17 protein-coding genes are annotated in these 22,528 nt (G+C 39.3%); 12 read left to right on the plus strand and 5 right to left on the minus strand.

What is annotated here, in order from left to right; all coding sequences use genetic code 11:
* Positions 1 to 413: 413 nt before the first annotated feature.
* The 10 genes from KYH19_RS01970 to KYH19_RS02015 all read left to right on the plus strand — a co-directional run bounded on the left by KYH19_RS01970 (position 414) and on the right by KYH19_RS02015 (position 11,252).
* Positions 414 to 4,556, plus strand: a complete 4,143-nt coding sequence (locus tag KYH19_RS01970; protein ID WP_132395128.1) for a hybrid sensor histidine kinase/response regulator transcription factor — start codon at positions 414 to 416, stop codon at positions 4,554 to 4,556.
* Between the two features lie 583 nt (positions 4,557 to 5,139).
* Positions 5,140 to 6,696, plus strand: a complete 1,557-nt coding sequence (locus KYH19_RS01975; protein WP_132395127.1) for a glycoside hydrolase 43 family protein — start codon at positions 5,140 to 5,142, stop codon at positions 6,694 to 6,696.
* 366 nt (positions 6,697 to 7,062) lie between these two features.
* Entirely contained in the window at positions 7,063 to 7,455 is a 393-nt protein-coding gene (locus tag KYH19_RS01980) for a MerC domain-containing protein (protein ID WP_132395126.1), read from the plus strand.
* 12 nt (positions 7,456 to 7,467) lie between these two features.
* The gene (locus tag KYH19_RS01985) at positions 7,468 to 7,626 is read left to right on the plus strand and encodes a hypothetical protein (protein ID WP_165902547.1); all 159 of its coding nucleotides are present in this window, start codon (positions 7,468 to 7,470) and stop codon (positions 7,624 to 7,626) included.
* Positions 7,619 to 8,245, plus strand: coding sequence for an ABC transporter ATP-binding protein (locus tag KYH19_RS01990; RefSeq protein ID WP_132395125.1), 627 nt, complete (start codon positions 7,619 to 7,621; stop codon positions 8,243 to 8,245). Before KYH19_RS01985 ends, KYH19_RS01990 begins: the two co-directional genes overlap by 8 nt.
* On the plus strand, positions 8,245 to 9,459 hold the full coding sequence (locus KYH19_RS01995) for an FtsX-like permease family protein (protein ID WP_132395124.1): 1,215 nt from the start codon (positions 8,245 to 8,247) through the stop codon (positions 9,457 to 9,459). Before KYH19_RS01990 ends, KYH19_RS01995 begins: the two co-directional genes overlap by 1 nt.
* A 17-nt stretch (positions 9,460 to 9,476) precedes the next feature.
* Complete coding sequence (locus tag KYH19_RS02000) at positions 9,477 to 9,914, plus strand: hypothetical protein (RefSeq protein ID WP_132395122.1); 438 nt, start codon at positions 9,477 to 9,479, stop codon at positions 9,912 to 9,914.
* Positions 9,914 to 10,348: a hypothetical protein gene (locus tag KYH19_RS02005; RefSeq protein WP_219077372.1), complete on the plus strand. Its 435-nt coding sequence runs from the start codon at positions 9,914 to 9,916 to the stop codon at positions 10,346 to 10,348. Before KYH19_RS02000 ends, KYH19_RS02005 begins: the two co-directional genes overlap by 1 nt.
* Entirely contained in the window at positions 10,345 to 10,794 is a 450-nt protein-coding gene (locus KYH19_RS02010) for a hypothetical protein (protein ID WP_219077373.1), read from the plus strand. Before KYH19_RS02005 ends, KYH19_RS02010 begins: the two co-directional genes overlap by 4 nt.
* 20 nt (positions 10,795 to 10,814) lie before the next feature.
* Positions 10,815 to 11,252 (plus strand): Fur family transcriptional regulator, encoded by a 438-nt coding sequence (locus tag KYH19_RS02015; RefSeq protein ID WP_121282329.1) that lies wholly within the window; start codon positions 10,815 to 10,817, stop codon positions 11,250 to 11,252.
* 3 nt (positions 11,253 to 11,255) lie between these two features.
* On the opposite strand, the gene KYH19_RS02020 is transcribed toward KYH19_RS02015, so the two are convergent.
* From KYH19_RS02020 to KYH19_RS02030, 3 genes are read right to left on the minus strand one after another with little or no spacing between them, the layout of a single operon-like run.
* Entirely contained in the window at positions 11,256 to 12,239 is a 984-nt protein-coding gene (locus tag KYH19_RS02020; protein ID WP_219077374.1) for an acyl transferase, read from the minus strand.
* 19 nt (positions 12,240 to 12,258) lie between these two features.
* Positions 12,259 to 12,618, minus strand: coding sequence for a hypothetical protein (locus tag KYH19_RS02025; protein WP_132395112.1), 360 nt, complete (start codon positions 12,616 to 12,618; stop codon positions 12,259 to 12,261).
* 6 nt (positions 12,619 to 12,624) lie between these two features.
* Positions 12,625 to 15,054 carry a penicillin acylase family protein gene (locus KYH19_RS02030; RefSeq protein WP_219077375.1) on the minus strand — a complete coding sequence of 810 codons (2,430 nt, stop codon included), beginning with the start codon at positions 15,052 to 15,054 and terminating at the stop codon, positions 12,625 to 12,627.
* Positions 15,055 to 15,247: 193 nt separating this feature from the next.
* On the opposite strand from KYH19_RS02030, the gene KYH19_RS02035 reads away from it, so the two are divergent.
* A complete protein-coding gene (locus tag KYH19_RS02035; RefSeq protein ID WP_219077376.1) occupies positions 15,248 to 18,118 on the plus strand; it encodes a TonB-dependent receptor in 2,871 nt (956 codons plus the stop codon).
* Positions 18,119 to 18,201: 83 nt separating this feature from the next.
* Here the strand turns inward: KYH19_RS02035 and KYH19_RS02040 are convergent, their stop codons facing one another.
* Both KYH19_RS02040 and KYH19_RS02045 read right to left on the minus strand, forming a co-directional pair.
* A complete protein-coding gene (locus KYH19_RS02040) occupies positions 18,202 to 19,329 on the minus strand; it encodes a TlpA disulfide reductase family protein (protein ID WP_219077377.1) in 1,128 nt (375 codons plus the stop codon).
* 126 nt (positions 19,330 to 19,455) lie between these two features.
* Complete coding sequence (locus KYH19_RS02045; protein ID WP_219077378.1) at positions 19,456 to 19,740, minus strand: hypothetical protein; 285 nt, start codon at positions 19,738 to 19,740, stop codon at positions 19,456 to 19,458.
* Positions 19,741 to 20,056: 316 nt separating this feature from the next.
* Between KYH19_RS02045 and KYH19_RS02050 the strand changes: the two genes are divergently transcribed.
* Positions 20,057 to 22,519, plus strand: coding sequence for a glycoside hydrolase family 31 protein (locus tag KYH19_RS02050; protein WP_219077379.1), 2,463 nt, complete (start codon positions 20,057 to 20,059; stop codon positions 22,517 to 22,519).
* The last annotated feature ends 9 nt before the right edge of the window (positions 22,520 to 22,528 follow it).

Raw genomic sequence — 22,528 nt, forward strand, 5'->3', positions numbered from 1 at the left:
TCTGGCTTTTTTTATTGGATTAGGTCATCACTCCCGTTACCATAATATCACCTCATTTTTCCATGCTTTTTTAATACTCCTGATTAAAAAATACAACATAGTAATGCAATCGATTGTTTTTTTCAAAAGTAAGTGATATATTCGGTTAGAAATTATTCAGGTATTGCTTTACATGAGTATCACTTCTAAAATAAGGTAACCAAATATAATGCTTTAATGATGTATTGCTGTAGTGAACCAAACGGAGGCGTGTAAGCACCCATATTTTGTCGGAAATTATATATTGCTACATTTCCCGGATTTCAAAAGCGTGATCGTAAAACTTATCTTCCGCTTTAGCATATCAACGTCAATTAAGCAGTCCTGCACAAACACAATCACAATCCAGATCGCTAAAGCGTGAATCTATTATTATGATGTTAAAACGAGTATTGATTACAGGTGCAATGTCAATTTTAGTGATATTGTTATTGAGCTCCACTATTGCAAGGGGACAAAATAATCCCAATTTCATTACCCTTAATACTAAAAACGGTCTTTCTTCAAATACTGTAAATACGATACTTCAAGATCATAATGGCCTTGTGTGGTTTGGCACCAGCGATGGACTAAATAAGTTCGATGGTACCAATTTTACTGTTTATACCACCAAAAGCGGCGATAGCTCAAGCATTCCGTCTAATAATATCTCAGCACTTTTAGAAGATCGGAGGGGAAGGCTTTGGGTGGGTACAAACGGGGGTGGCCTGGCCTATTACGATGCCAAGCAAAATACATTTAAATCATTTGTTGGGGAGGGGATCCCGAATCGTAACACCCCCTTCAATGTATTAACACTTTACGAAGATAAAAGCGGAAATATATGGGTAGGCACCTTTGGTGGATATCGGGTGATCAATTCGAAAACGTTAAAGGTAAAAAACGTCGGAATAAATGCCTTAATGGGCAATGGCTCCAGTGTGCTTTCTTTTCTTCAGGCTAACGATAACAAGCTATGGATTGGTACCAATGTTGGGCTTTTGGCGCTCAATTTAACCAGCGGTGCCACCGAGAAATTTATCCATCACCCCAATGACCTTTCAAGCCTCACTGATAATTTCATCAGAACTATTGTGAAGGATGAAAAGGGGCGGATATTTTTTTGTACCAATAATGGCCTCAATATGTTGCTCGATGATGAGAAGCATTTCAAATCCTTTTTGCAATCGGGTGATATGCTATTTTCTGACGACATTATTTATGCTGCCAGATTAGAAAAAGGAGGTAAATTGTGGCTAGGAACCGAAGACGGGGTAACTATTTTCAATACCGCCACTGAGGTTTTTTCAAATATTCGTCCCAACAAACGCGAATCCTTTGGCCTTAGCCATAAGTCGGTTAGAAGCATTTGTATGGCTGATAATGGTATTATCTGGCTGGGTACCTATCAAGGTGGCGTTAATAAGTTCGATCCAAATTTAGCACTGTTTAACCTGAAGCATAGCAGCCCGTTTGATCCCAAAGGACTTTCATCACCCATTGTTACCTCCTTTGCCGAATTCTCAAAACGAAAAATATTTGTAGGTACGGATGGGGGAGGGTTACACTTTTTCGATCGTGATCAAGGCGTGTTCGAGCATGTTGACATGAAGAGCAAAATTGATTTTTCCAGAAATCCATTGGCTATACTTAACTTAATGCTTGATTCGAGGGGCACGCTTTGGGTAGGAACGTACCAACATGGCTTATTTGCCTATAATTCCAAAACCAAAACCTACAAACAATACCTGGCAGGGCCATCAGCAACTGATCTTAGCCAGAATGAAATTTTCGCTATTAAAGAAGATAGTAAGGGTTTAATATGGATTGGTACAAACGGAACTGGTGTTAATGTATTTGATTATAAGACGAATTCATTTACGCAATATGGCACTCAATCCCTGCCACCTATGCTGCTCCCTAGCAATGGTTTTATACGGGCCATTGTAGAAGATCATTATGGCGATATGTGGATATCATCCAGCGGAACTGGAATAGCTGTATTTCAGCGTAGTAACGGTAAATATAAAGTATATCGAAAAGCAAATAGCGGACTTTCCAACGATGTGGTATTAAGCTTGTTATGCGATACTAAAGGGAATATATGGGCAGGAACTGATGGTGCCGGGCTCGATCTTTTCAATCGCCGTACTGGGAAATTTACCAATTTTAACGAAACAAACGGATTGTCTAATGCTATCGTTTACAAGATATTAGAGGGTAAAGACGGATTGATTTGGCTCAGCACCGATAACGGCATCAGTTGCCTTAATCCTGAAACAAAAAAAATAAAAAACTTCGGGCATCCCAATGGCGTGCAAGACAGTCCTTTCATATTGGGTTCCGGAATCAGCACTTCAGATGGCGAACTTTATTTTGGCGGGCAAGACGGTTTCAACTATTTTAATCCGCTCCAGTTGCCTACCAATACTGTGGTTCCAAACGTGCTGCTTACCGAACTAAAGGTTTCTAATACCGTTGTACTCCCTGGCGAAAAGTCACCGATTCAGGAGCAAATAGGTTTCGCAAAAGACATTAAATTAAGTTATGGACAAAATTTTTCAATTAGTTATGTAGCACTTAATTACACAGCGCCGCAGCAAAACCACTATTCCTATCGACTGGTTGGCCTGGATGATGGCTGGAACGAGGTTGGTAAAGAGAAGACCGCCTATTACACGAATCTGGATCCCGGAGATTATGTTTTTCAAGTAAGGGCAAGTAACAACGACGGCGTTTGGAGTAATAAAATTACTTCAATTTCTGTTCATATACAGCCACCCATATGGAGGACAACTTACGCTTATATTTTTTATGTAGTTTTAACTGGTACAATTCTATTTGCCATTCGCAGAAGAGGAATTCAGCGCATCAAAAAACAGCTCGCCATAGAGCAAGCTCAAATAAATGCAGAAGAAAGAATACTGCAGCAACGAAAAGATGCCGAACGTGCACATGCGTTGGATACACAAAAGATCAAATTCCTTACCAACCTAAGTCATGAGTTTAGAACACCAATTTCGTTGATTTTAGCACCTGTTGATAAGTTGCTTGCCGTTAAACAAGAGTCTTCAGTAGCCGGTCAGGTAAAGATGATCCGTAGAAATGCCCGAAGACTGTTAAATCTGGTCAATCAACTGCTCGATTTTAGAAAGATGGAAGAACAGGAACTGAAATTAAACCTGAATGAGGCCGATCTCATTACTTTTATCAGTGAAGCCGCAGAATCATTCCAGGATCTTTCCGAACGCAAGAAAATTTCACTTCGCATTAACAGCGATATCAAAAGCCTGAAAACGCAATTTGATCAGGATAAAATGGAAAGGATTATATTTAACCTGCTTTCTAACGCATTTAAATTCACAAAAGAAGGTGGTGAAGTATGCCTTAACATGTTCATCAGGGCCACCGGCGATCAGGTAAAACCTGTATTTTGCATTGCAGTTTCAGATACCGGGATAGGTATTGCACATCAAAGTAAAGACAGGGTATTTGATCGTTTTTTTATGGATAATAATGAAACCGCTATTTTAAATCAGGGAAGTGGAATTGGATTATCGATTGTAAAAGAATTTGTAGAACTGCACGGCGGACAGATTACTGTAGAAAGCGAACCTGGAAAAGGCACTACATTTTTGGTTTCGCTGCCGGTTGACGTGGTGAAAGAAGATCATAATCAAGAAACTGACCTTGCAGTTGACAGTCTAACAGAAGAAGAAACAGATGAAACTTTTGGAGAATCGGTAACTGCCGAGAGTAAGATGGCTACGATCCTGCTGGTAGAAGATAATGAGGAATTTAGATTTTACCTGAAAGATAGCTTACAGCCTTTTTATCAGATTATAGAGGCGGCAAACGGAAAAGAGGGTTGGCAAAAAACACTTTCCGGGCATCCTCAGTTGGTGGTTACTGATGTTAGCATGCCCGAAATGAATGGCATTGAGCTTAGTCAGAAAATAAAAGCAGATAAAAGAACAAGCCATATTCCGGTTATTTTGCTTACCGCAATTAGTGGAGAGGAAGATCAGATTAAAGGCTTAAAGTCAGGTGCCAACGATTACCTTACAAAGCCTTTTAATTTTGATATTCTTCATGCAAAGATTGACAATTTATTGTTGTTTAACCGCTCCGTTAAAAATGCATATTCTAAACAAGTGCAGGTACAGGCTAAAGAAATCGAAATTGAGTCTGGCGAAGTTAAATTGTTGAATAAAATTGTTCAATACATTGATGAAAAACTTAATAATCCGGAACTTTCAGTAGAGGAACTGAGCAGGCATGTGGGAATGAGCAGGGGCTCTCTTTATCATAAGCTACTTGAAATTACGGGTTTAACACCAATAGAATACATCAGATCTGTAAAACTGGAAAGAGCCGTGGAGCTGCTGGAGAAAAGTGATTATAACGTTGCACAAATTGCATACATGGCTGGTTTTGGTACACCAAGCTATTTTTCTAAGCTTTTTAAAGCCCAGTTTAATATGCTTCCATCTGAATATATTAATGCAAAACGAAAAGATAAACGAGAGAAGGTTTAAAATATATATGGGCTTAAATAAATGGCTCAAAGAGGTAAGAGCTTGTTTAAAAATTAGTAGGCTGCGTGAGGTCGTCATTCCCAACTCGATTGGGAACCACGGAGTGCTCATGAATGCCTTTGAAACAAGGGAAACTTATGAATAATCGTAATGCAAGCGCTTTAAGATTCCCGCATGCGCGGGAATGACGTCCATTCTATTGGAGTCTGTCAATGGTAGCGTAGTCGAAGGCCATATCAACGCATTAATAGATTTAAAAAATCGCCGTCATTTCGATCCGATGGCTATCGGATTTATTTCAGCATCTTTTTTGCTAAACCGCCTTGCTATACAGACCCTGAAACAAGTTCAGGGTGACGACCATTCATGCAAGGCGCTAAATAACCCAAATTAAAACACATTATTAATCGAACTGAAGTTACTACATTTGGTTAGCTTGATTGTTTTCTGTAACCGGGATTGATTCAATTCAAAACATTCGTCACACACATTTGAACAAAGCCGTCCATTGATCTGTATATTTTTGAATAGCTTTGAATACCGAATATAAACGCAGTGCAAATTGAAATGCTGACTAACCTGTATGAAGAATCTTAAATTATTTACATTATCGCTCTTTTTTGTGCTAATTGCTACAGTTAGTGTTAATGCGCAAAAAGCTACAAATCCGATCATTTTTGCCGATGTACCCGATCTTTCGATGATCAGAGTGGGCAAAGTGTATTACATGAGTAGCACCACGATGCACATGAATCCAGGTGTACCGATCATGAAATCAACCGATCTGGTAAACTGGAAAATTTTAAGTTACGCTTACGATACCCTCGGAAATGCTGATGAATTAACTTTATCTAATGGAAAGTGGGATTACGGGCGGGGATCCTGGGCAAGTAGTCTTCGTTTTCATAAAGGCATTTATTATGTAAGCACTTTTTCTGGCACTACTGGCAAAACGTACATCTACAGTACAAAAGATATCGAAAAAGGCCCATGGAAGCTAACATCGTTTAAACCTTCACTGCACGACCATTCCCTGTTTTTTGAGGATGATGGAAAACCTTATATGGTATATGGGACTGGAAAAATTACCCTGGTGGAGTTAAAGGAAGATTTATCTGGAATAAAACCCAATACGCAACCTGTAACGATCATCGAAAACGCAAGCCTTCCGGCAGGTACGGGTGCCGGATTACCAGCAGAGGGTTCCCAACTGTTTAAAATTAATGGAAAATATTATCTTTTTAACATCACCTGGCCACGAAATGGAATGCGTACGGTTGTTGTACACCGTTCCGACAAACTTACAGGGCCATATGAAGGGCAGGTAGCGCTTAAAGATCAGGGTGTTGCACAAGGCGGTTTAATTAGTACACCAGAGGGGAAATGGTTTTCTTATCTTTTTAGAGATTTCGGATCCGTTGGACGCATTCCGTATTTAGTTCCGGTTAACTGGCAAGATGGATGGCCGATACTTGGCATAAACGGTAAAGTTCCGGAAACACTGGAACTTCCGGTTAGCAAAGGCTTAATTCCCGGAATTGTAGCATCAGATGAATTTAACCGCAAAAAGGGCGACCCCTTGCTTCCGCTGGTATGGCAATGGAACCACAATCCAGACCATGCATTTTGGTCAGTAACTAAACGCCCGGGATTTTTACGGATTACCACTTCAAGATTAGATACTAATATTCTTTTGGCTCGCAATACATTAACCCAGCGTACCATCGGACCGGTATCAACCGGAACCACTTTAATTGATATCTCCGGTATGAAGGCTGGAGACCAGGCCGGACTGATGCTGCTTCAGCGCAAATTTGGTTGGGTTGGTGTAAAACACACTGGATCAAAGAAAACGGTGGTTGCCGTAAGCGCCCAAAATGGTATTGTAATTGGTGAAGATGTTCCGGCCGGACAGCAAACCATTTATCTCAAAGCAAGATGTGATTTTGAGAACCGAACAGATAAAGGTTATTTTTCTTACAGCTTTGATGGCAAAACCTGGAAACCTATAGGGGAGCCGCTGCAAATGTCGTATACGCTTCCCCATTTTATAGGGTACCGTTTTGGATTGTTTAATTACGCAACCGAAAATGCTGGTGGATATGTTGACTTTGATTATTTTAGAATTGAAGCAAAATAGAAGAGTTTCACACCTGATCTTATCCTTTTAGTTTAATTAAATCATCAACATTTTGGATGACCTGCTCCGCATTAATTCATCTAAATGAAATGTGGGTAATTCAATTGTGAATGGCTTCATAATTGCCTTCGTAAACAAATATCCATAAAGGATGTGGCCATTGCGTAAGCTAATACGCGCGTCTAATCTAAAATCTTATTTATTTCTGAACATCGTATTAAGCGGCTTGGTCACTACTACTGCAACCGCTTAATCCTTTCCTGGTAATTTTCTTTATCATTCTAATGCAATTATGTTGCAAATGAAGCGTTAATTATTTTAGTGCAACTAAATTGCTTTTATATTTGTGCGCTAAATTTATTTTTAATGAAACAACGGAGTTCCAAAATCAATCTCGACAGGATAGGCATTACGGCCTCAACACTTTGTGCCATACATTGCGCTGCATTGCCATTTTTAATTACCGTTTTACCGATGTGGGGACTGGGTTTCCTGGCCAATGAGGAGGTTGAAATAACCATGATTGCCATTTCATTGCTTGTTGGTATCTGGAGTTTAAGTTCGGCGTACCGCAAACAACATCGCCGTATGATGCCAATTCTGATACTTATTGCCGGCTTTGCCTGTATTGCATTGGGGCATTTTTCGGGCATTGAACCATTAGAGCCAATCTTGATTCCTGTAGGCGGCCTTATCATTGCTGCTGCACATTATATTAATTTACGAATGCTTAAATCCTGCCCATTGGGTCATCAATAGTCAATTATGTCAATGAATTACAAAATATTATTTATCACAGCTTTATCGTTTATAGCCATGTTAAATCCGGCCTGTAAACATGGTACAAACGATGGAATAGAACTTTACAGGCGTTACGCCATAAAAAACCTGGTTATTAAAAAAGTACAAACAGCAGCACATCATGATTGAGGTAAACGCTTTGGCACATGTTTATGATAAGGGGAGACGCTTAAAATTTCCATCTTGGGAAATTGCCGATATGGAACAATGGCTTCTACTGGGTGCATCAGGAAGTGGCAAAAGCACACTTCTTAATATTATTTCAGGTCTTTTAAAGCCAAGCCAGGGTGGAGTTTTAATTAACGGAACCGATTTGTATACTTTGCCTGCACGGGAACAGGATAGATTTAGGGGAAGGCATATTGGCATCGTTTTTCAAAGGCCGCATCTTATTCGTTCTCTTAATGTGCTCGATAACCTGGAACTTGCTGCGGTAATGGCTGGTTTGCCAATAGATTATGAACGAAACCTTTCGCTTTTAGCTGATCTGGATATTGCTGAGCTGGCTAAAAATTATCCTGATGAATTAAGTCAGGGTCAGTTGCAAAGGGTTTCGGTGGCACGTGCATTGGTAAACAGGCCCGATCTGTTGATTGCAGATGAACCTACCTCTAGCTTAGATGATGAAAACGCCAGTCAGGTAATTCAGATGCTGACTACCCAGGCCAAAGATAACGGTGCTGCACTGATTATTGCCACGCATGACGGGAGGGTTAAAAACCATATTACTAAAACCTATCTACTCTAATGAATATTTTTAAAATCAGTAGCAAGAACCTCATCAGGAATAAACTCACAACAGTTTTGAATATTATTTTAGTTGCCTTTGGTGTGGGTATTCTGTCTATTCTCTTTTTGGCTTCAACACAGATTAACAATAAACTGGAGAAAAATGCGAAAGATATAGACCTGGTTGTAGGAGCAAAAGGAAGTCCGTTACAATTGATATTAAGCAGTGTTTACCATATTGATTATCCAACAGGAAATATCCCGGCCAAAGATGCCTACAAACTGATGCATAACCCGATGGTTAAAAGGGCAGTTCCATTGGCGTTGGGAGATAATTATAATGGTTACCGGATTGTTGGTACAGATAGTACTTTCTCCAATCTTTATGGTTTATCTATCCAAAAGGGCAGTTTTTGGCAAAAAGATTTAGAAGTAACCCTGGGTAGCACTGTTGCCATAACATCGGGGCTTAAAATTGGTGATTCTTTTTTCGGTGCACATGGTTTAACCGGTAACGGAGATATTCATAAACAACACGCTTACCAGGTAAAGGGGATTTTAAAACCGCAGGGGAATATAACCGATAACCTGATCCTCACTAATATTGGCAGTGTGTATAAAATGCATGAAGAGAAGCATGCTGAAGGCCATAGGCATACCGCCGCAGAAGAAGCCAAAGAAATTAATGATAAGCAGATTACAGCCTTGCTGATTCAGTATAAATCGCCAATGTCGGTTATCCTTTTTCCGCGGATGGTTAACCAAAGCACCAATATGCAGGCCGCCTCTCCGGCGATGGAAAGTGCAAGACTATTTTCGCTCATTGGCGTTGGCATTGATACCCTGCAATGGTTTGCCATATTTATTATGGGAATCGCAGCGCTGAGTATTTTTATTAGCCTTTATAATGCGATGAAAGAACGGAAATACGATCTGGCTATTATGCGTTGCCTGGGTGCATCAAAATCGAAACTATTTTTCCTGGTTATGTTTGAAGGCGTTTTGGTTACGTTTATCGGTGCCTGTTTGGGATTACTGATCGGGCATGCTGCCCTCGAGTTAATCGGGAGCTACCAGGAATCTTCGCAGGCAAAATTAACGGGGCTTACTGCAGTTCCGCAAGAGATCTATTTAATCTTGATCGGGCTGGTTATAGGTACTTTGGCTTCGCTTATTCCTGCTATGCAGATTTACAAAGTTGATATTGCTCAAACCTTAACCAAAGACAGATAAACTCAAATGTTTATGCAATGAAGAAATTGATTTTATTGGTTGTTTCTTGTTTAGTTATCCACGTAGTAGCGGCGCAGGTTAAGGTACATACCGACATGCGCACGCCTACCTGGAACCTGATCGGTTTAAGGTACGATGCCGAAATTGCGCCAAAGAAATGGGGAAGCGTTTTTCCACCGGCATTAAAGGCATTACACAATAAGGTTATTGAGCTGCCCGGTTACATCATTCCCACCAAAGTAGGATCGAAATTTAGCGAATTTATGTTCTCCATTGTGCCCATTGCCTCCTGTCCGTATTGCGGCTCGGGCGATATTCCATCAATGGTGCAGGTAAAAATGACGACGGCTATTCCCATTACCGAAAAACCAATCAAACTTAAAGGGGTATTTATCATTAACGATTCGGGCGATGACCGGAGCGAATTTTTTCTTTTAAATGCAAAACAGTTATGATGAAAAAATATATAACGGTTTTATTGATATTGATCTCTTTTACGGCTGTTGCGCAGGTAAATGTACATACCGATATGCGCACGCCCACCTGGAACCTTATCGGTTTAAAATATGATAAACAGGTAAAGCCCCTGGTTTGGCAGGCTGTTTTTCCTCCCGCTTTAAAGGCCATCCATAATAAAGTAATTGAACTTCCTGGCTTTATTATTCCCATAAAAGTTGGCAATAGCTTCAGCGAGTTTATGTTTTCTATCGTACCTGTTGCCTCCTGCCCGTATTGTGGTACAGGCGATATCCCTTCAATGATAGAAGTGAAGACTTTAAAACCCATTAACTGGACAGAAGAGCCCATTACCCTTCGGGGGAAATTTATAATTAACGATTCTGGCGACAGCCGGTCTACCTTTTTTCTACTAGATGCTGTAAAACAATGAGACATTTATATGCCATTTTTATTCTGTTTTCGGTATGTACAGCCAATGCGCAAATGCAAAAACATAGTCCAAAAGATCAGTTACGCTCTTTAAACTGGGATGTAATCGGCTCTGTGAAATTTGAACTTACCGAAAAGAACGAACTTTTGCCCCTGTTTACAGAATCAATCAGGCGTTTTGAAAATAGGGAATTTGATTTAACAGGTTACCTGATTCCTATAAAAAGCGGACAGAAACAGCAGACATTTCTTTTGGCCACTTTGCCTATTAATCAATGTTATTTTTGTGGACAAAACGGCATTCCGGTAATGATTATGATAGAGATGGCAACTGCGGTACCTTATAGTGAAAAACCCATTCACGTACAGGGAATTTTAAGATTAGAAGAAAAAGATGCGAGTTACAAGCCACCAATAACTATCAAAAATGCCAAACTCATTAATTAATTGCTTATTTTTGTATTGCTATGGAAGATAATACTTCGCGTTTTGAAAAACTTTTGGTAAAGAATGGACTAAAAAGAACAGCCCCGCGTTTACAGGTGCTGGAAATTTTGAGTGGGAGAGATTCTGCAACATCACAGCCTTATTTAGAGCAGGTGATGGGAAAAGATGCAGACCGTGTTACCTTATACCGCGTTTTGCAGGCTTTTGAAGAAAAAGGGATTATCCACAAAGTTTTAGATCAACAGGGAACCGCCAATTATGCCATCTGTTCTGATGGCTGCAGTGCGCACGAGCATCATGATGAACATGTGCATTTTAACTGCGATAACTGCCACAAAATTTACTGTTTGGATACGGTTAAAATTCCGGCATTAAAAGTTCCGGCAGGGTTTAAAGTAGATCGCCTTAATCTAATTGCTACGGGTTTATGCGCCAGTTGTTCGGATAAGGTAAATTAAGAATTACTGTACTAAAAGATTACATCCCCTGATATCGGCATTGTCAAACCGGCCCAGTACTTCAAAACTTTGATCAGGATTGATCCTGCCCAGATCCTGTGTGGCAATAAATGAGCAAGAATTGAGATTAGCCAGATCGATTACATTAATGCCACCAGTTCTGCCATTTTTAATTAAACTCAAAGGATCATTGGTATCGCGAATCAAAACCTGCATCCAGTCAGGACAGTTGAAAATACCTTCGCCCAAAGAATAAGCCTGAGAAAGGAGCTCGGTCATTCCATATTCGCTATGGATAGCTTTTACGCCAAATCCTTTAGTTAACTGTTCATGAAGCTCCTCGCGCACCATTTCTTTACGTTTCCCTTTCATTCCTCCGGTTTCCATTACAATAAGTTCAGGAAAATCGATATCGAAATTTTCAATAAAATCAAGCAAGGCATAAGTAACACCAATTAAAACGGTTTTCTGTTTTTTTGATTTAAGATCCATGAGGGTTTTTAGCAATTCATCATGGTTGTATAAAAAGTAATCACTTTGTGGATGTCTGCTTTTTTCAATCAGATCGTTCACCATGTAGATCAAAGATGAACCAGAACGTTGTTGGTAGGATGGGAGAAGCGCTAAAAAGCAATATTCGGTAACATCTCCATAAAACTCCGTAAAAGCCTGCAGATAGCTTTGTTCGTATAGTTTTACATTGGTTACGTGGTGGCTGCTTTGCACCATACCCGTTGTACCAGAACTGCTAAAGGTAATTTCTACAGGGTCATTACTACTCAGGATAGAATGGCTTTTAAAAAAACTGATGGGTAAAAATGGGATCTGTGCAATTTCGGTTACCGCATCGGCATCTATACCCAGGTGAAAGATATATTCGCGGTAAACATTGCAATTTTGCGCCTGTAGCTTAAAAATGTTTAAGGCAAGGGCGTTAAATGTATCTTTATCTTTTACAGAAAATATGTCGTTAGCTGTTAAATTCACAACGCAAAAGTACAAAGCATTATGCTATTTTCTCGTCAGTTTTTTTAGCCAGCATAGCCATTCGAAACTGATAGCCACAATAACCGCTAATTCCGGCTACTAAACCACTTAATATGCCGGTAACCAATAATAATGCCCACCACAATTTAATACCCGTCATTACCGCTACACGGCCAGCGAGTACATTATCGTTAGGCAGGCTTTTGAATAAGGCATAACCGATCCAAAGTAAGAAAATAGCAAAGAAGGACTGCCAGAAGGCTATTTTTCCTGTTTTGCCGATAATGCCACAAGTGGCAAAAGATATGACGATGATAATCCACCAGGGGGCAATCATTTGTAGAAGGAAACAGATTATTAATATAACAATGAAAACCATTTTAGCCTATTTAGAAATTTTTAAACGAGAAATAACCGTGCCCGATTGATCATCAGGACTTTGCATATAAAACAGATCGTACAATTTACCATTTGCCCAGGTATCGATCATATTATCATAAAATTTGCTTCCAGGATTACCCGATTGTCCGCCTGGATAAACACCATGCCCTTTTGGCGTTTTACCCAGTTCAATTACCATCCGCCATGAAGGCCCATTGGTTTCGTTCAAAGCATTAATAGTGCCTTTGTTGCCACCAATCTGTAAAACCTTCGAGCCGAACCCAGGTATTTTGGCCAGGTGTGGTACATTGGTCTGTTTTACATTTGCCCAATCCCAATCTTTATTTATTGGCCCAAAGCGCCTCTCCAAACTGTCGCAGCTATATTTAAAAGCTTCGTTAACCAGATCAGATAATGTTTCTTTTTTGCTGGTATTGATATTATCATACCAGGTTGCATTGGGTTCTTTCAAAATCATCTCTACCGTACGGTCTCTTGAGGGGTAACGCATCGGAATGCCTTTCACTTCAAATTCATCTGCCCAGATATCATACGATAAGCGTTTGGTCCATATTTCGAATACACTGGCTGCAATTTCGTGTGCATCATAACGTTTGTTCCATTTTTTCAGGTAAGCCAATGCTTCTTTTTGTGTGGCATTTAACTGTTCATTGTTCAGTAAAGGCAATAATGCAGGCACCAGGTTTTGCGCCACAATACTATAGTTGTCGGTCTGCATCAGGCGGATACTGTCTAAAGTAGCTTTATTCATCGCTGATAAACGGTCGTTGATGCGCTTGCCCCGCTCGTATGGTGCAAATTCCCAGTTAATGTAATATGGATAAGTGGGATCGGTAGAAGACTGGTTGGCTGAACTCACAAAACCGCGTGGCGGATTTTTAACCGTTGGATTCTGTGCATTTGGGATCCATCCCTGCCAATCGTACGCAGGGTCTGTTCCATCCAGTATAAATTTGCCCTGATCTTTCCATTTTAAAGGAAATTTTCCATTTGGCGTAATGGCAATATCATTATCTATACTGGCAAAAACGAAGTTCTGAGCTGGTGCCGTATAAAAAGTTAAAGCCTTGCAGTAGTCGTTATAGTTTTTGCCGCGGTTGAGGTAATAAAAAGTCATGAGTTCATTCGATTCATCATGCGCTATCCACCTCAATGCATCGCCAACAGGTACGTTATCGGCCCTACCGTATTTTGGTTTCTGGAAATATACCACTGGCCCATGATGGGTGTAGTAAACAGTATCGATTTCATCTTTCCCGCCGCGGATTTTAATGGTCTCCAGTCTTTTGGTTGTGGCTTTCCATTTATTGTTATACCAATACTCATTGTGGCTCGAATCCTTAAACTTGATCTGATAGAAATCAAGCACATCAGCAGCAACATTGGTTACACCCCAGGCTATTTTCTGGTTAAAGCCAATAATTACGCCAGGGGCACCAGGTAAAGAAACACCATAAGTATTTACGCCAGGTGCATGTAGCTGAATCTGGTACCAGATTGATGGAAGTGTTAAATCTAAATGGGGATCGTTGGCTAAGATGGGATATCCTGATGCAGTTTTAGTGCCAGATAATGCCCAGTTATTACTGCCAATACCTTCTACTTTTTCAGTTGTTTTAACCTCACCGGTTTGAGCCTGAGTGAAGCTTTCAGGCGTTTTAGGGATTGGTAATGGAGAGAAATTCCATTTTGTGCCCACAGGTATAATCGGGTCTTCGCGGAAAGGGTAATCCGGAAAAAGATTTTTCGTCACTTCCGGGCCGAATTTTTTCAAGATATTGGTCATGTAAAATTCATCAGAACCCATGGCTAACACTGCCGACATCTGTTTTAACAGTAAAGCACATTTTACAGGAGTCCAGTTTTCGGGTTTAAAATCGAGTATCTTATATTCTAAGGGATAATTGGCTTTAGAGAGTGTTTTGATGTAAGCATTAATCCCTTCGGTATAAGCCAGGATCATTTCTTTTGCTTTGGGATCCGCCATCATACCTTTTAACGAGTTTTCTGCGCCATAAACCATGCCCATCCGGCGTTGATACCGGTCTACCTCTATCGCTTTGTCGCCCACAACTTCACTAATTCTCCCCGCGGCAAAACGGGTCTGGAAATCCATTTGCCAAAGGCGGTGCATGGCGGTTACATAACCTTGTGCCAGATACAGATCGTGATCATTCTGCGCAAAAATATGTGGAATCATGCGGTCGTCAAAAACGATTTCGATTTTATCTATGGCACCTTTAATCTTCGCTTTATGGTTAAACATAAAATGATTATTCTCTGCATTTTGCCAGAAACCCATAAAAGGATTTAGAAATTTTAACAATGGAGGCGTACTGCCTAATTTGGTATTAAATAAAAAACCTAATGCTATCGGAATGACGATGCAGAAAATGGCTTTAATTTTATTCATAATGGCTAGCTAACAAGTCTTTTGCTAAGATAGGGCAAAATGACGGTTTATGTTTACTGCAAAATACAACAAACTGTATATCAATCAAAATTATAATTGAATTGAGATTATTATGCTAACATAATTTGTTTAATTCAAAAAAAGAATTTAAGTTTATATAACTAATAATACAAATAACCAAATTAAATCGCGTATGAGCAGAATTTTTACACAGATCTTCTATGTGTTAATATTTGTGTTTGCTGGTAATATGGCAGCACAGGCACAGAGTATTACGGTAAGCGGAACCGTAAAGGATAAGCAATCTAAAGAAGGACTAGCAGGAGTTAGTTTAACCATTAAAGGCCAATCGGGTGGTACCGCATCAACAGCCAATGGAAGTTTCAGCTTTAGTACAACGGCAAAAGTGCCCTTTACTTTAGTCGCATCCTATGTAGGATATGGTACAGTAGAACAGCAGATTACCGGAAGCACTTCAGGTATTAATCTGGAAATAGAAACTGCAGTTGTATTAGGAGGAGATGTAGTTGTTTCTGCTTCGCGTACACCAGAGCGTATTTTAGAATCGCCTGTTTCCATCGAGCGGATGAGTGCTGCCACCATCAGGGAAATCGCTGCGCCATCGTTTTACGATGCTTTGAACAATATGAAAGGTGTAGAAAGCAGTGCGCAGAGTTTAACTTTCAAGTCGATTAACACGCGTGGTTTTAATTCTAATGGTAATACCCGCTTTAATCAATATATCGATGGAATGGATAACCAGGCGCCGGGATTAAATTTCTCGGTAGGAAATATAGTAGGTATTACGGAACTCGATATAGATAATGTAGAGCTCTTACCAGGCGCTTCATCTGCCCTGTATGGTGCGGGTGGTATTAATGGAACTTTGTTAATGACTTCAAAAGATCCTTTTAAATATCCGGGAGCTAGTTTTCAATATAAAACAGGTGTAAATCACGTTAATGACGATAATAGCAGTGTACAGCCATTTAATCAGCTGGATGTACGCATGGCAAAATCATGGAACAATAAATTCGGGGTAAAGGCTGCCTTTTCATTTTTGCAGGCCAAAGATTGGTACGGAAACAACTTCTCAAACTTTGACAGGGTATCAAGAACGGTAAAAAGTGGGGATCGGAGCGATCCGAATTATGACGGGATCAATACTTATGGAGATGAGTTAAGCCAAAATATGAGAAATGTGGCGCAAAGTGTGCTGGCTTCAGGAACAGCAACTTTCGTTAAGAATTATGGATTAGCAACCGGAGGAATGGTTCCAAGTCAAACCCAGATTAATTCATTTCTTTCTACAAATGCCCAAACCAGACCATTTTATGCAGGATTGAATACTCCGGGTTTAATACCGAATCAAAATATTACCAGAAATGGGTATCAGGAGGCTGATCTTGTAGATTATAACACCAAGTCATTGAAAGCATCCGGTGCATTATATTACAATATCAGTAGCACCGTTCAGGCAACTTTACAGGCTAATTGGGGAACAGGGACTTCGGTTTACACTGGATCTGACCGTTATTCATTACGTAACTTCAATATTGGCCAGTACAAATTGGAGCTAAAGGGAGAGGATTTCATGTTACGTGGTTATACCACACAAGAACGTTCTGGCGATTCTTATATTTCTTCTATTTTGGGAAGTTATATTAACGAAAAATCTAAAATTTCTCAGGCTTGGTTCCCTGAATACGTAGGTAATTATGTTGGTGCAAGATCGCTCGGACAAACTGATGCACAAGCACAAATTACCGCAAGAACGGCTGCCAACTCTGCTTCAAGTGGCGGTAGTGCGTATTTTGCTCCTGGCTCACCACAATTTTTGCAGGCAAAAGATGAGATTATGAATACGACGATCAGTGCATCCGATCCGAGTAAAGGTATTTACGGTGCTAAATTCGACGATAAATCTAACTTATATCATTATGAAGGATTATATAATTTTACCAACCTTTTCAACAAAGTGGTAGAGTTTCAGGTAGGTGCATCTTATCGTTTATATGATTTAAATTCAGCCGGAACAATTTTTAACGATTTAAATGAATCTATCGATATTAAGGAATACGGTGCATTTGGACAAATAGGTAAAAAGTTCTTTAACGATAAAGTGAAATTTACCTTTGCCGGTCGTTATGATAAAAGCCAGAATTTTGAAGGCCGGTTTACCCCAAGGGTAACCGGAGTGTTTACAGTTGCCAAAAACAACAACATCAGGGTTTCTTACCAAACAGGTTACCGTAACCCAACTACACAGAACCAGTACATCGATCTGTCTGTTGGAGGTGGTTCGCAGAGATTAATTGGTGGCTTGCCAGAAATTATATTCAGCAAATACCATTTAGATACCAACAAACCCTATACTGATGTGAGTTACCGCGCATTCCTGGCTTCGGCAGCAACCACCGGAGCACCAAATCCGGCATTATTAAAGCAATATAATTTTGATGCAAAAGGTGTTCGTCCAGAAAGTGTTCAGTCTTACGAGTTGGGTTACAAAGGTTTACTCTTACCTAATTTGTTGCTTGATGCATATGGTTATTACAATATTTACAAAGATTTTATTACCGCAGTTGATGTATACCAGAATGTTGGAGGAAGTTTTGTGAAATTCGGCGTTCCGGTTAATGCAGAAGGTAAAGTAACTTCTTATGGTGCAGCTTTAGGTCTTGATTACCTTGTGGGTAAATGGAATGTAAGCGGTAACGTTTCTTACAACCAGATCGGAGATTTGCCGGTTAACTACATTAACGATTTTAATACGCCTAAAATCCGTTATAACCTGGGATTGGGTAATAAAGAAATTATTAAAAACTTTGGTTTCAATGTTTCTTACCGTTGGCAAGATCAATTCTACTGGAATTCTTCTTTTGCCTCAGGTCAGGTGCCTGCATACAGCTCGCTTGATGCGCAGGTAAGTTTAAGAATCCCTTCAGTACAATCGGTAATTAAACTTGGTGGTTCTAACGTATTGAACAAATATTATTTTACTTCTTATGGTAACCCATCGGCAGGAGCAATCTACTACGTGGCCATTAGTTTTAATCCATAGCCAGTTAATTGAGTTTTTAAAAGCCTTCTATGCTAAAAAGTATAGAGGGCTTTTTTGTGAACTTCTAGTCGTTCGACTTAGTACTAAAGATTATTTTTCAAAAAATCCTTCAACTCCACAGTAGAAAGTCCTGTAGCTACAATTTTACCTTGCTGGTTAACCAGCAAGCTCGTAGGGAAAATGTGGATACCATATTTGCTGGTTTCAATTCCGTTTAAATCTAAATACTGGGGCCATGTCAGTTTATATTTGTCGATGGCAAGTTTCCAATCTTCTACATATTTGGTTTTATCTGTTGATATTCCAATGATTTCGAATCCCTTATCTTGGAATGCGTTTCTGATTGCTTTTAAGTCTTCAAATTGTGCGATACAGGGCATGCAATGACTATACCACATATCTACAAGTGTTAATTTGTTGGAATTGTATGGGTTGTCTGCAATTTTTCCCCCTTTTAAGTTAAAAACGTTGAAGTTTGGGAGTGTTTCTCCAATAGCGATCTGTTTCAAAGATAAAATCCGTTGCAGAGTAGCCTGGCCAAGTCTTGATGTTTTCAGCAGTGTTGAAAAATGTTCAAAGGTGTTTCCCAAAGTGGTATTGTAGCCAAAATTCAAAAGAGCGTATAATTTGTAAAGTGCATAATAAGAATTTGGATTTTCCTTAACAAACGATAACAGTGTAGCATCGTGAGCAATATAGGTTGCTTTCAGCTCCTTCATTGATTTCAGCTCAAGTTCTTCCGGGAATTTTCTGCCATAAATATTAAACAAACTATCGTAATGTAATTTATATTGCTTGCGTTGGTTCTCTACGATCATAAATGCCTTGTCATAACTCTTGGCATCTTTCATAACCAAATTATCATTTATTGGATCTCCGTAATTTGATGCAGTATCAATAGAAATACGCTGCTCTCCTGTGTTTATAGCTGTGCCTGCAGATTGATATTTATCTCCAATTTTAAAGTACATCCACACGGGTCCATCTATCTGCCCGTTAAATTTGAATTTTCCTTTATTTATTTTCGCTATTATTGATTTAAAACCAGTTGGATAAAGCGCTTTGTTTAATTCATTCGGGATAAGTTGAACAGTTCCTGTATCAACATTTACCTCTCCTGAAATGGTAAAGTTTTTTAAATTTTTTGTTTGCCCGAGAGTAAAGAGTGGAAGTGACGAGATAAAGATTAAGGCTACGGCAATTTTTTTCATGTTAGGGCTGTTGATAAAGCTATTAATGAACATTGTTAAAAATGCAATATAGGCTTTAATGAAAAGTTTTTTGCCTCAACATATGTTATCTTATGTTAAATTTGGCTTGATTTTTAATCCTATTTTTTAGGTGATTCTGTTTAGGGCATTATCGTCCTTTTCTACCTCATCTACTTTTTGCTTTCCGTAATATCGGATTAGCTCATTTTTTTCATCACGATTTCCACGCTCCCATACTCTTTGAATGACAGATTTATATTGGCTTTTCCAGTTTATTTTATCAAAGTCTGTATCCCAAAAGAGAATTTTTCTGAGTATTGATAAATTGGGTTTATCGGATGCGTTCAGTTTATCTTTTTCTTTCTGTATCTCATAGTAAGCCTGAAGTATCAGTATAGTACCTTCTTCCAAACCTAAAAATTGATCTAACTTAATAGAAAGTGAGGCTGTAACTCCTCTTTTGCCTTTTGTAATATCGTTTAAGGTTTAAATGTTTATTTATTTATGTTTAAATATATTTTGTGATTTACAATTTATCAAGTCCAGAATAATGATGCAAAAAAGCATGTCTGGATTGTATAATGGAATAGCTTAGTGTGAAATTCACACTATTAAAACATCTTTTCAAAAAAAGCTACATCCCTTTTGTAAAATATTTGTATTATAGTACTTTCTTAAGCACATCCCGGTTTAAGAGGTTATGAATTTAAAATTTGAATAAATAAGGATGGAAGCGCAAAACGACAAACCTAACGAGGCAAGTGATCTGATCGAAAAGGAACAGGAAGTACAGCATTTAAACAATCCAGTTGATATATCGGTAAAACCAATCGTTAAACAATACCTTGGTTCAGTTAAAAAGGTAAAAAAAGAGGGCAACCGCTTTTATTTTTCTGATGGGGATGCGAGAGTAGAAATTCGGGTAGTAAGTGATGATATGATCAGGGTTCGCCTGGCACCACATGGCGTTTTTCTTGATGATTTTTCTTATGCGGTACCTGAGGTAGACCAGAAAGTTTCTGTTTTTAAGATGCAGGAACATGATGATCATTATACCGTTTCTACCCATTCGGTAACCTGTAAAATAGAAAAGGCAAATTTCCATATTTCTTTCCACGATAATATTACCAATGTGATGATGGTTGATGAAGCCAACTCTATGCACTGGGAAGAAAATGTAGATTTTGGTGGTTATTATATCTACGCAACCAAAAAATGCCACCCTGAAGAGAATTTCTTTGGTTTGGGAGATAAATCCGGTAATTTTAACCTGCGCGGCAGGCGTTTCGAAAACTGGAATACCGATGCCTATTCTTTTGGATGGAACCAGGATCCACTTTACCGTACAATACCTTTTTATATTGGTTTGCATAATCAGGCAGCCTACGGTATCTTCTTCGATAATACCTTTAAATCGTATTTCGATTTCGGTTCGGAAGATGTAAATAAAACAAGTTTCTGGGCTGATGGAGGAGAACTTCAATACTATTATATCCACGGGCCACATATTATGGACGTGGTTAAACGTTACGCAACTTTAACCGGTACGCACCCAATGCCGCCAAAATGGACTTTGGGCTATCAGCAGTGTCGTTGGAGTTATTATCCTGAAACAAAAGTTAAAGAAATAGCCAGGCAGTTCAGGGAGCGTAAAATTCCTTGCGACGCCATTTATCTGGATATCGATTACATGGATGGCTACCGCTGTTTTACCTGGAATAAAAAGTACTTTCCGGATCCGCGGAGAATGATTAAAGAACTTTCTGATGATGGCTTTAAAACTGTGGTCATGATTGATCCAGGAATTAAGGTGGATGATGATTACTGGGTTTTTAAAGAAGGAAAAGAGAAAAGATTTTTCTGTCGCCGCAGCGACGATTATTATATGGAAGGGCATGTTTGGCCGGGCCGTTGTCAGTTTCCCGATTTTACCAATCCAAAAGTACGGAGCTGGTGGGGTAATTTATACAAAGAGTTGGTAGACATGGGTGTTGCAGGTTTCTGGAACGATATGAATGAACCAGCTGTGTTTGGCTCAGGAACTTTCCCTAACGATGTTCGTCATAATTATGATGGTTACCGCGGCTCGCACCGTAAGGCACATAATGTTTATGGTATGCAGATGGTACGTTCTACTTACGAGGGATTAAAAAAACTGATGCGCAATAAACGCCCGTTTACTATTACAAGAGCTGGTTATTCAGGCATGCAGCGTTATGCCAGTGTATGGACGGGTGATAATATTGCAACCTGGGAACATTTAAAGATTGGAAATATTCAGTGCCAGCGTTTATCGGTTTCTGGTGTGCCTTTCTGTGGAACAGATATTGGTGGGTTTAGCGGCGAACCGGATGGTGAATTATTTACCCGTTGGATTCAGTTGGGTACATTTTCTCCTTTTATGCGTGCACACTCTGCCGGCGACACCGCTGAACGGGAACCCTGGAGCTTTGGTCAGTTTTTCGAAGATATTAACCGTAAGTTTATCGAATTAAGGTACCGTTTAATGCCTTACCTGTATTCGGTATTTTGGGAGCATCACCGTTATGGTTTTCCTATTTTAAGACCGCTGGTAATGCTTGAACAGGAAAATATTAGTAACAGTTTCCGTCAGGATGAGTTCTGTTATGGTGATAAATTGTTAATCTGCCCGGTTTTAGAACAGGGTGCAATCTCCAGAAAAGTTTATCTTCCAAAAGGAACCTGGTATAACTTCTGGACGAATGAGGTATTGGATGGTGGTAACGAATATACCGTTGATGCCAAAATAGACAGTATGCCGATGTTTGTGCGTGCAGGTACAGTTTTACCAGAATATCCGGTAATGCAATATGTAGACGAAAAATCGATTACTGAAGTAATATTGAATATCTACCATAGCGATTATGAAGTAAATTCGTACATGTATGAAGATCATGGCGATACATTTGCCTATGAGCAAGATATTTATCTCGAAAAGAAATTTACGGTAAAAGGCGATACACAGGCCATTAAGGTTAGCCAACGTAATGAAGGTTTGTACACGCCTAATTATGAATTTTACGTTTGTAATGTTATTGGTGTAAAATTCCAGGTTAAAAAGATCATTATCGATAATAAAGAGGTGAAAGATTTTTATACCGATGATCAGAATATACTGCACTTTCAGTGCAATAAAAACTTTACCGATATACAGATTTTAAGTCTGTAAATCTTTTAG

Origin of the sequence: Pedobacter sp. D749, from assembly GCF_019317285.1 — a bacterium.
Taxonomy (GTDB): Bacteria; Bacteroidota; Bacteroidia; order Sphingobacteriales; family Sphingobacteriaceae; genus Pedobacter.

Bases quoted from the DNA above. Each gene is read 5' to 3' on its own strand.
- KYH19_RS01970 (WP_132395128.1), top strand. From the start codon at position 414: ATGATGTTAAAACGAGTATTGATTACAGGTGCAATGTCAATTTTAGTG.
- KYH19_RS01975 (WP_132395127.1), top strand. From the start codon at position 5,140: ATGAAGAATCTTAAATTATTTACATTATCGCTCTTTTTTGTGCTAATT.
- KYH19_RS01980 (WP_132395126.1), top strand. From the start codon at position 7,063: ATGAAACAACGGAGTTCCAAAATCAATCTCGACAGGATAGGCATTACG.
- KYH19_RS01985 (WP_165902547.1), top strand. From the start codon at position 7,468: ATGAATTACAAAATATTATTTATCACAGCTTTATCGTTTATAGCCATG.
- KYH19_RS01990 (WP_132395125.1), top strand. From the start codon at position 7,619: ATGATTGAGGTAAACGCTTTGGCACATGTTTATGATAAGGGGAGACGC.
- KYH19_RS01995 (WP_132395124.1), top strand. From the start codon at position 8,245: ATGAATATTTTTAAAATCAGTAGCAAGAACCTCATCAGGAATAAACTC.
- KYH19_RS02000 (WP_132395122.1), top strand. From the start codon at position 9,477: ATGAAGAAATTGATTTTATTGGTTGTTTCTTGTTTAGTTATCCACGTA.
- KYH19_RS02005 (WP_219077372.1), top strand. From the start codon at position 9,914: ATGAAAAAATATATAACGGTTTTATTGATATTGATCTCTTTTACGGCT.
- KYH19_RS02010 (WP_219077373.1), top strand. From the start codon at position 10,345: ATGAGACATTTATATGCCATTTTTATTCTGTTTTCGGTATGTACAGCC.
- KYH19_RS02015 (WP_121282329.1), top strand. From the start codon at position 10,815: ATGGAAGATAATACTTCGCGTTTTGAAAAACTTTTGGTAAAGAATGGA.
- KYH19_RS02025 (WP_132395112.1), bottom strand. From the start codon at position 12,618: ATGGTTTTCATTGTTATATTAATAATCTGTTTCCTTCTACAAATGATT.
- KYH19_RS02030 (WP_219077375.1), bottom strand. From the start codon at position 15,054: ATGAATAAAATTAAAGCCATTTTCTGCATCGTCATTCCGATAGCATTA.
- KYH19_RS02035 (WP_219077376.1), top strand. From the start codon at position 15,248: ATGAGCAGAATTTTTACACAGATCTTCTATGTGTTAATATTTGTGTTT.
- KYH19_RS02040 (WP_219077377.1), bottom strand. From the start codon at position 19,329: ATGAAAAAAATTGCCGTAGCCTTAATCTTTATCTCGTCACTTCCACTC.
- KYH19_RS02050 (WP_219077379.1), top strand. From the start codon at position 20,057: ATGGAAGCGCAAAACGACAAACCTAACGAGGCAAGTGATCTGATCGAA.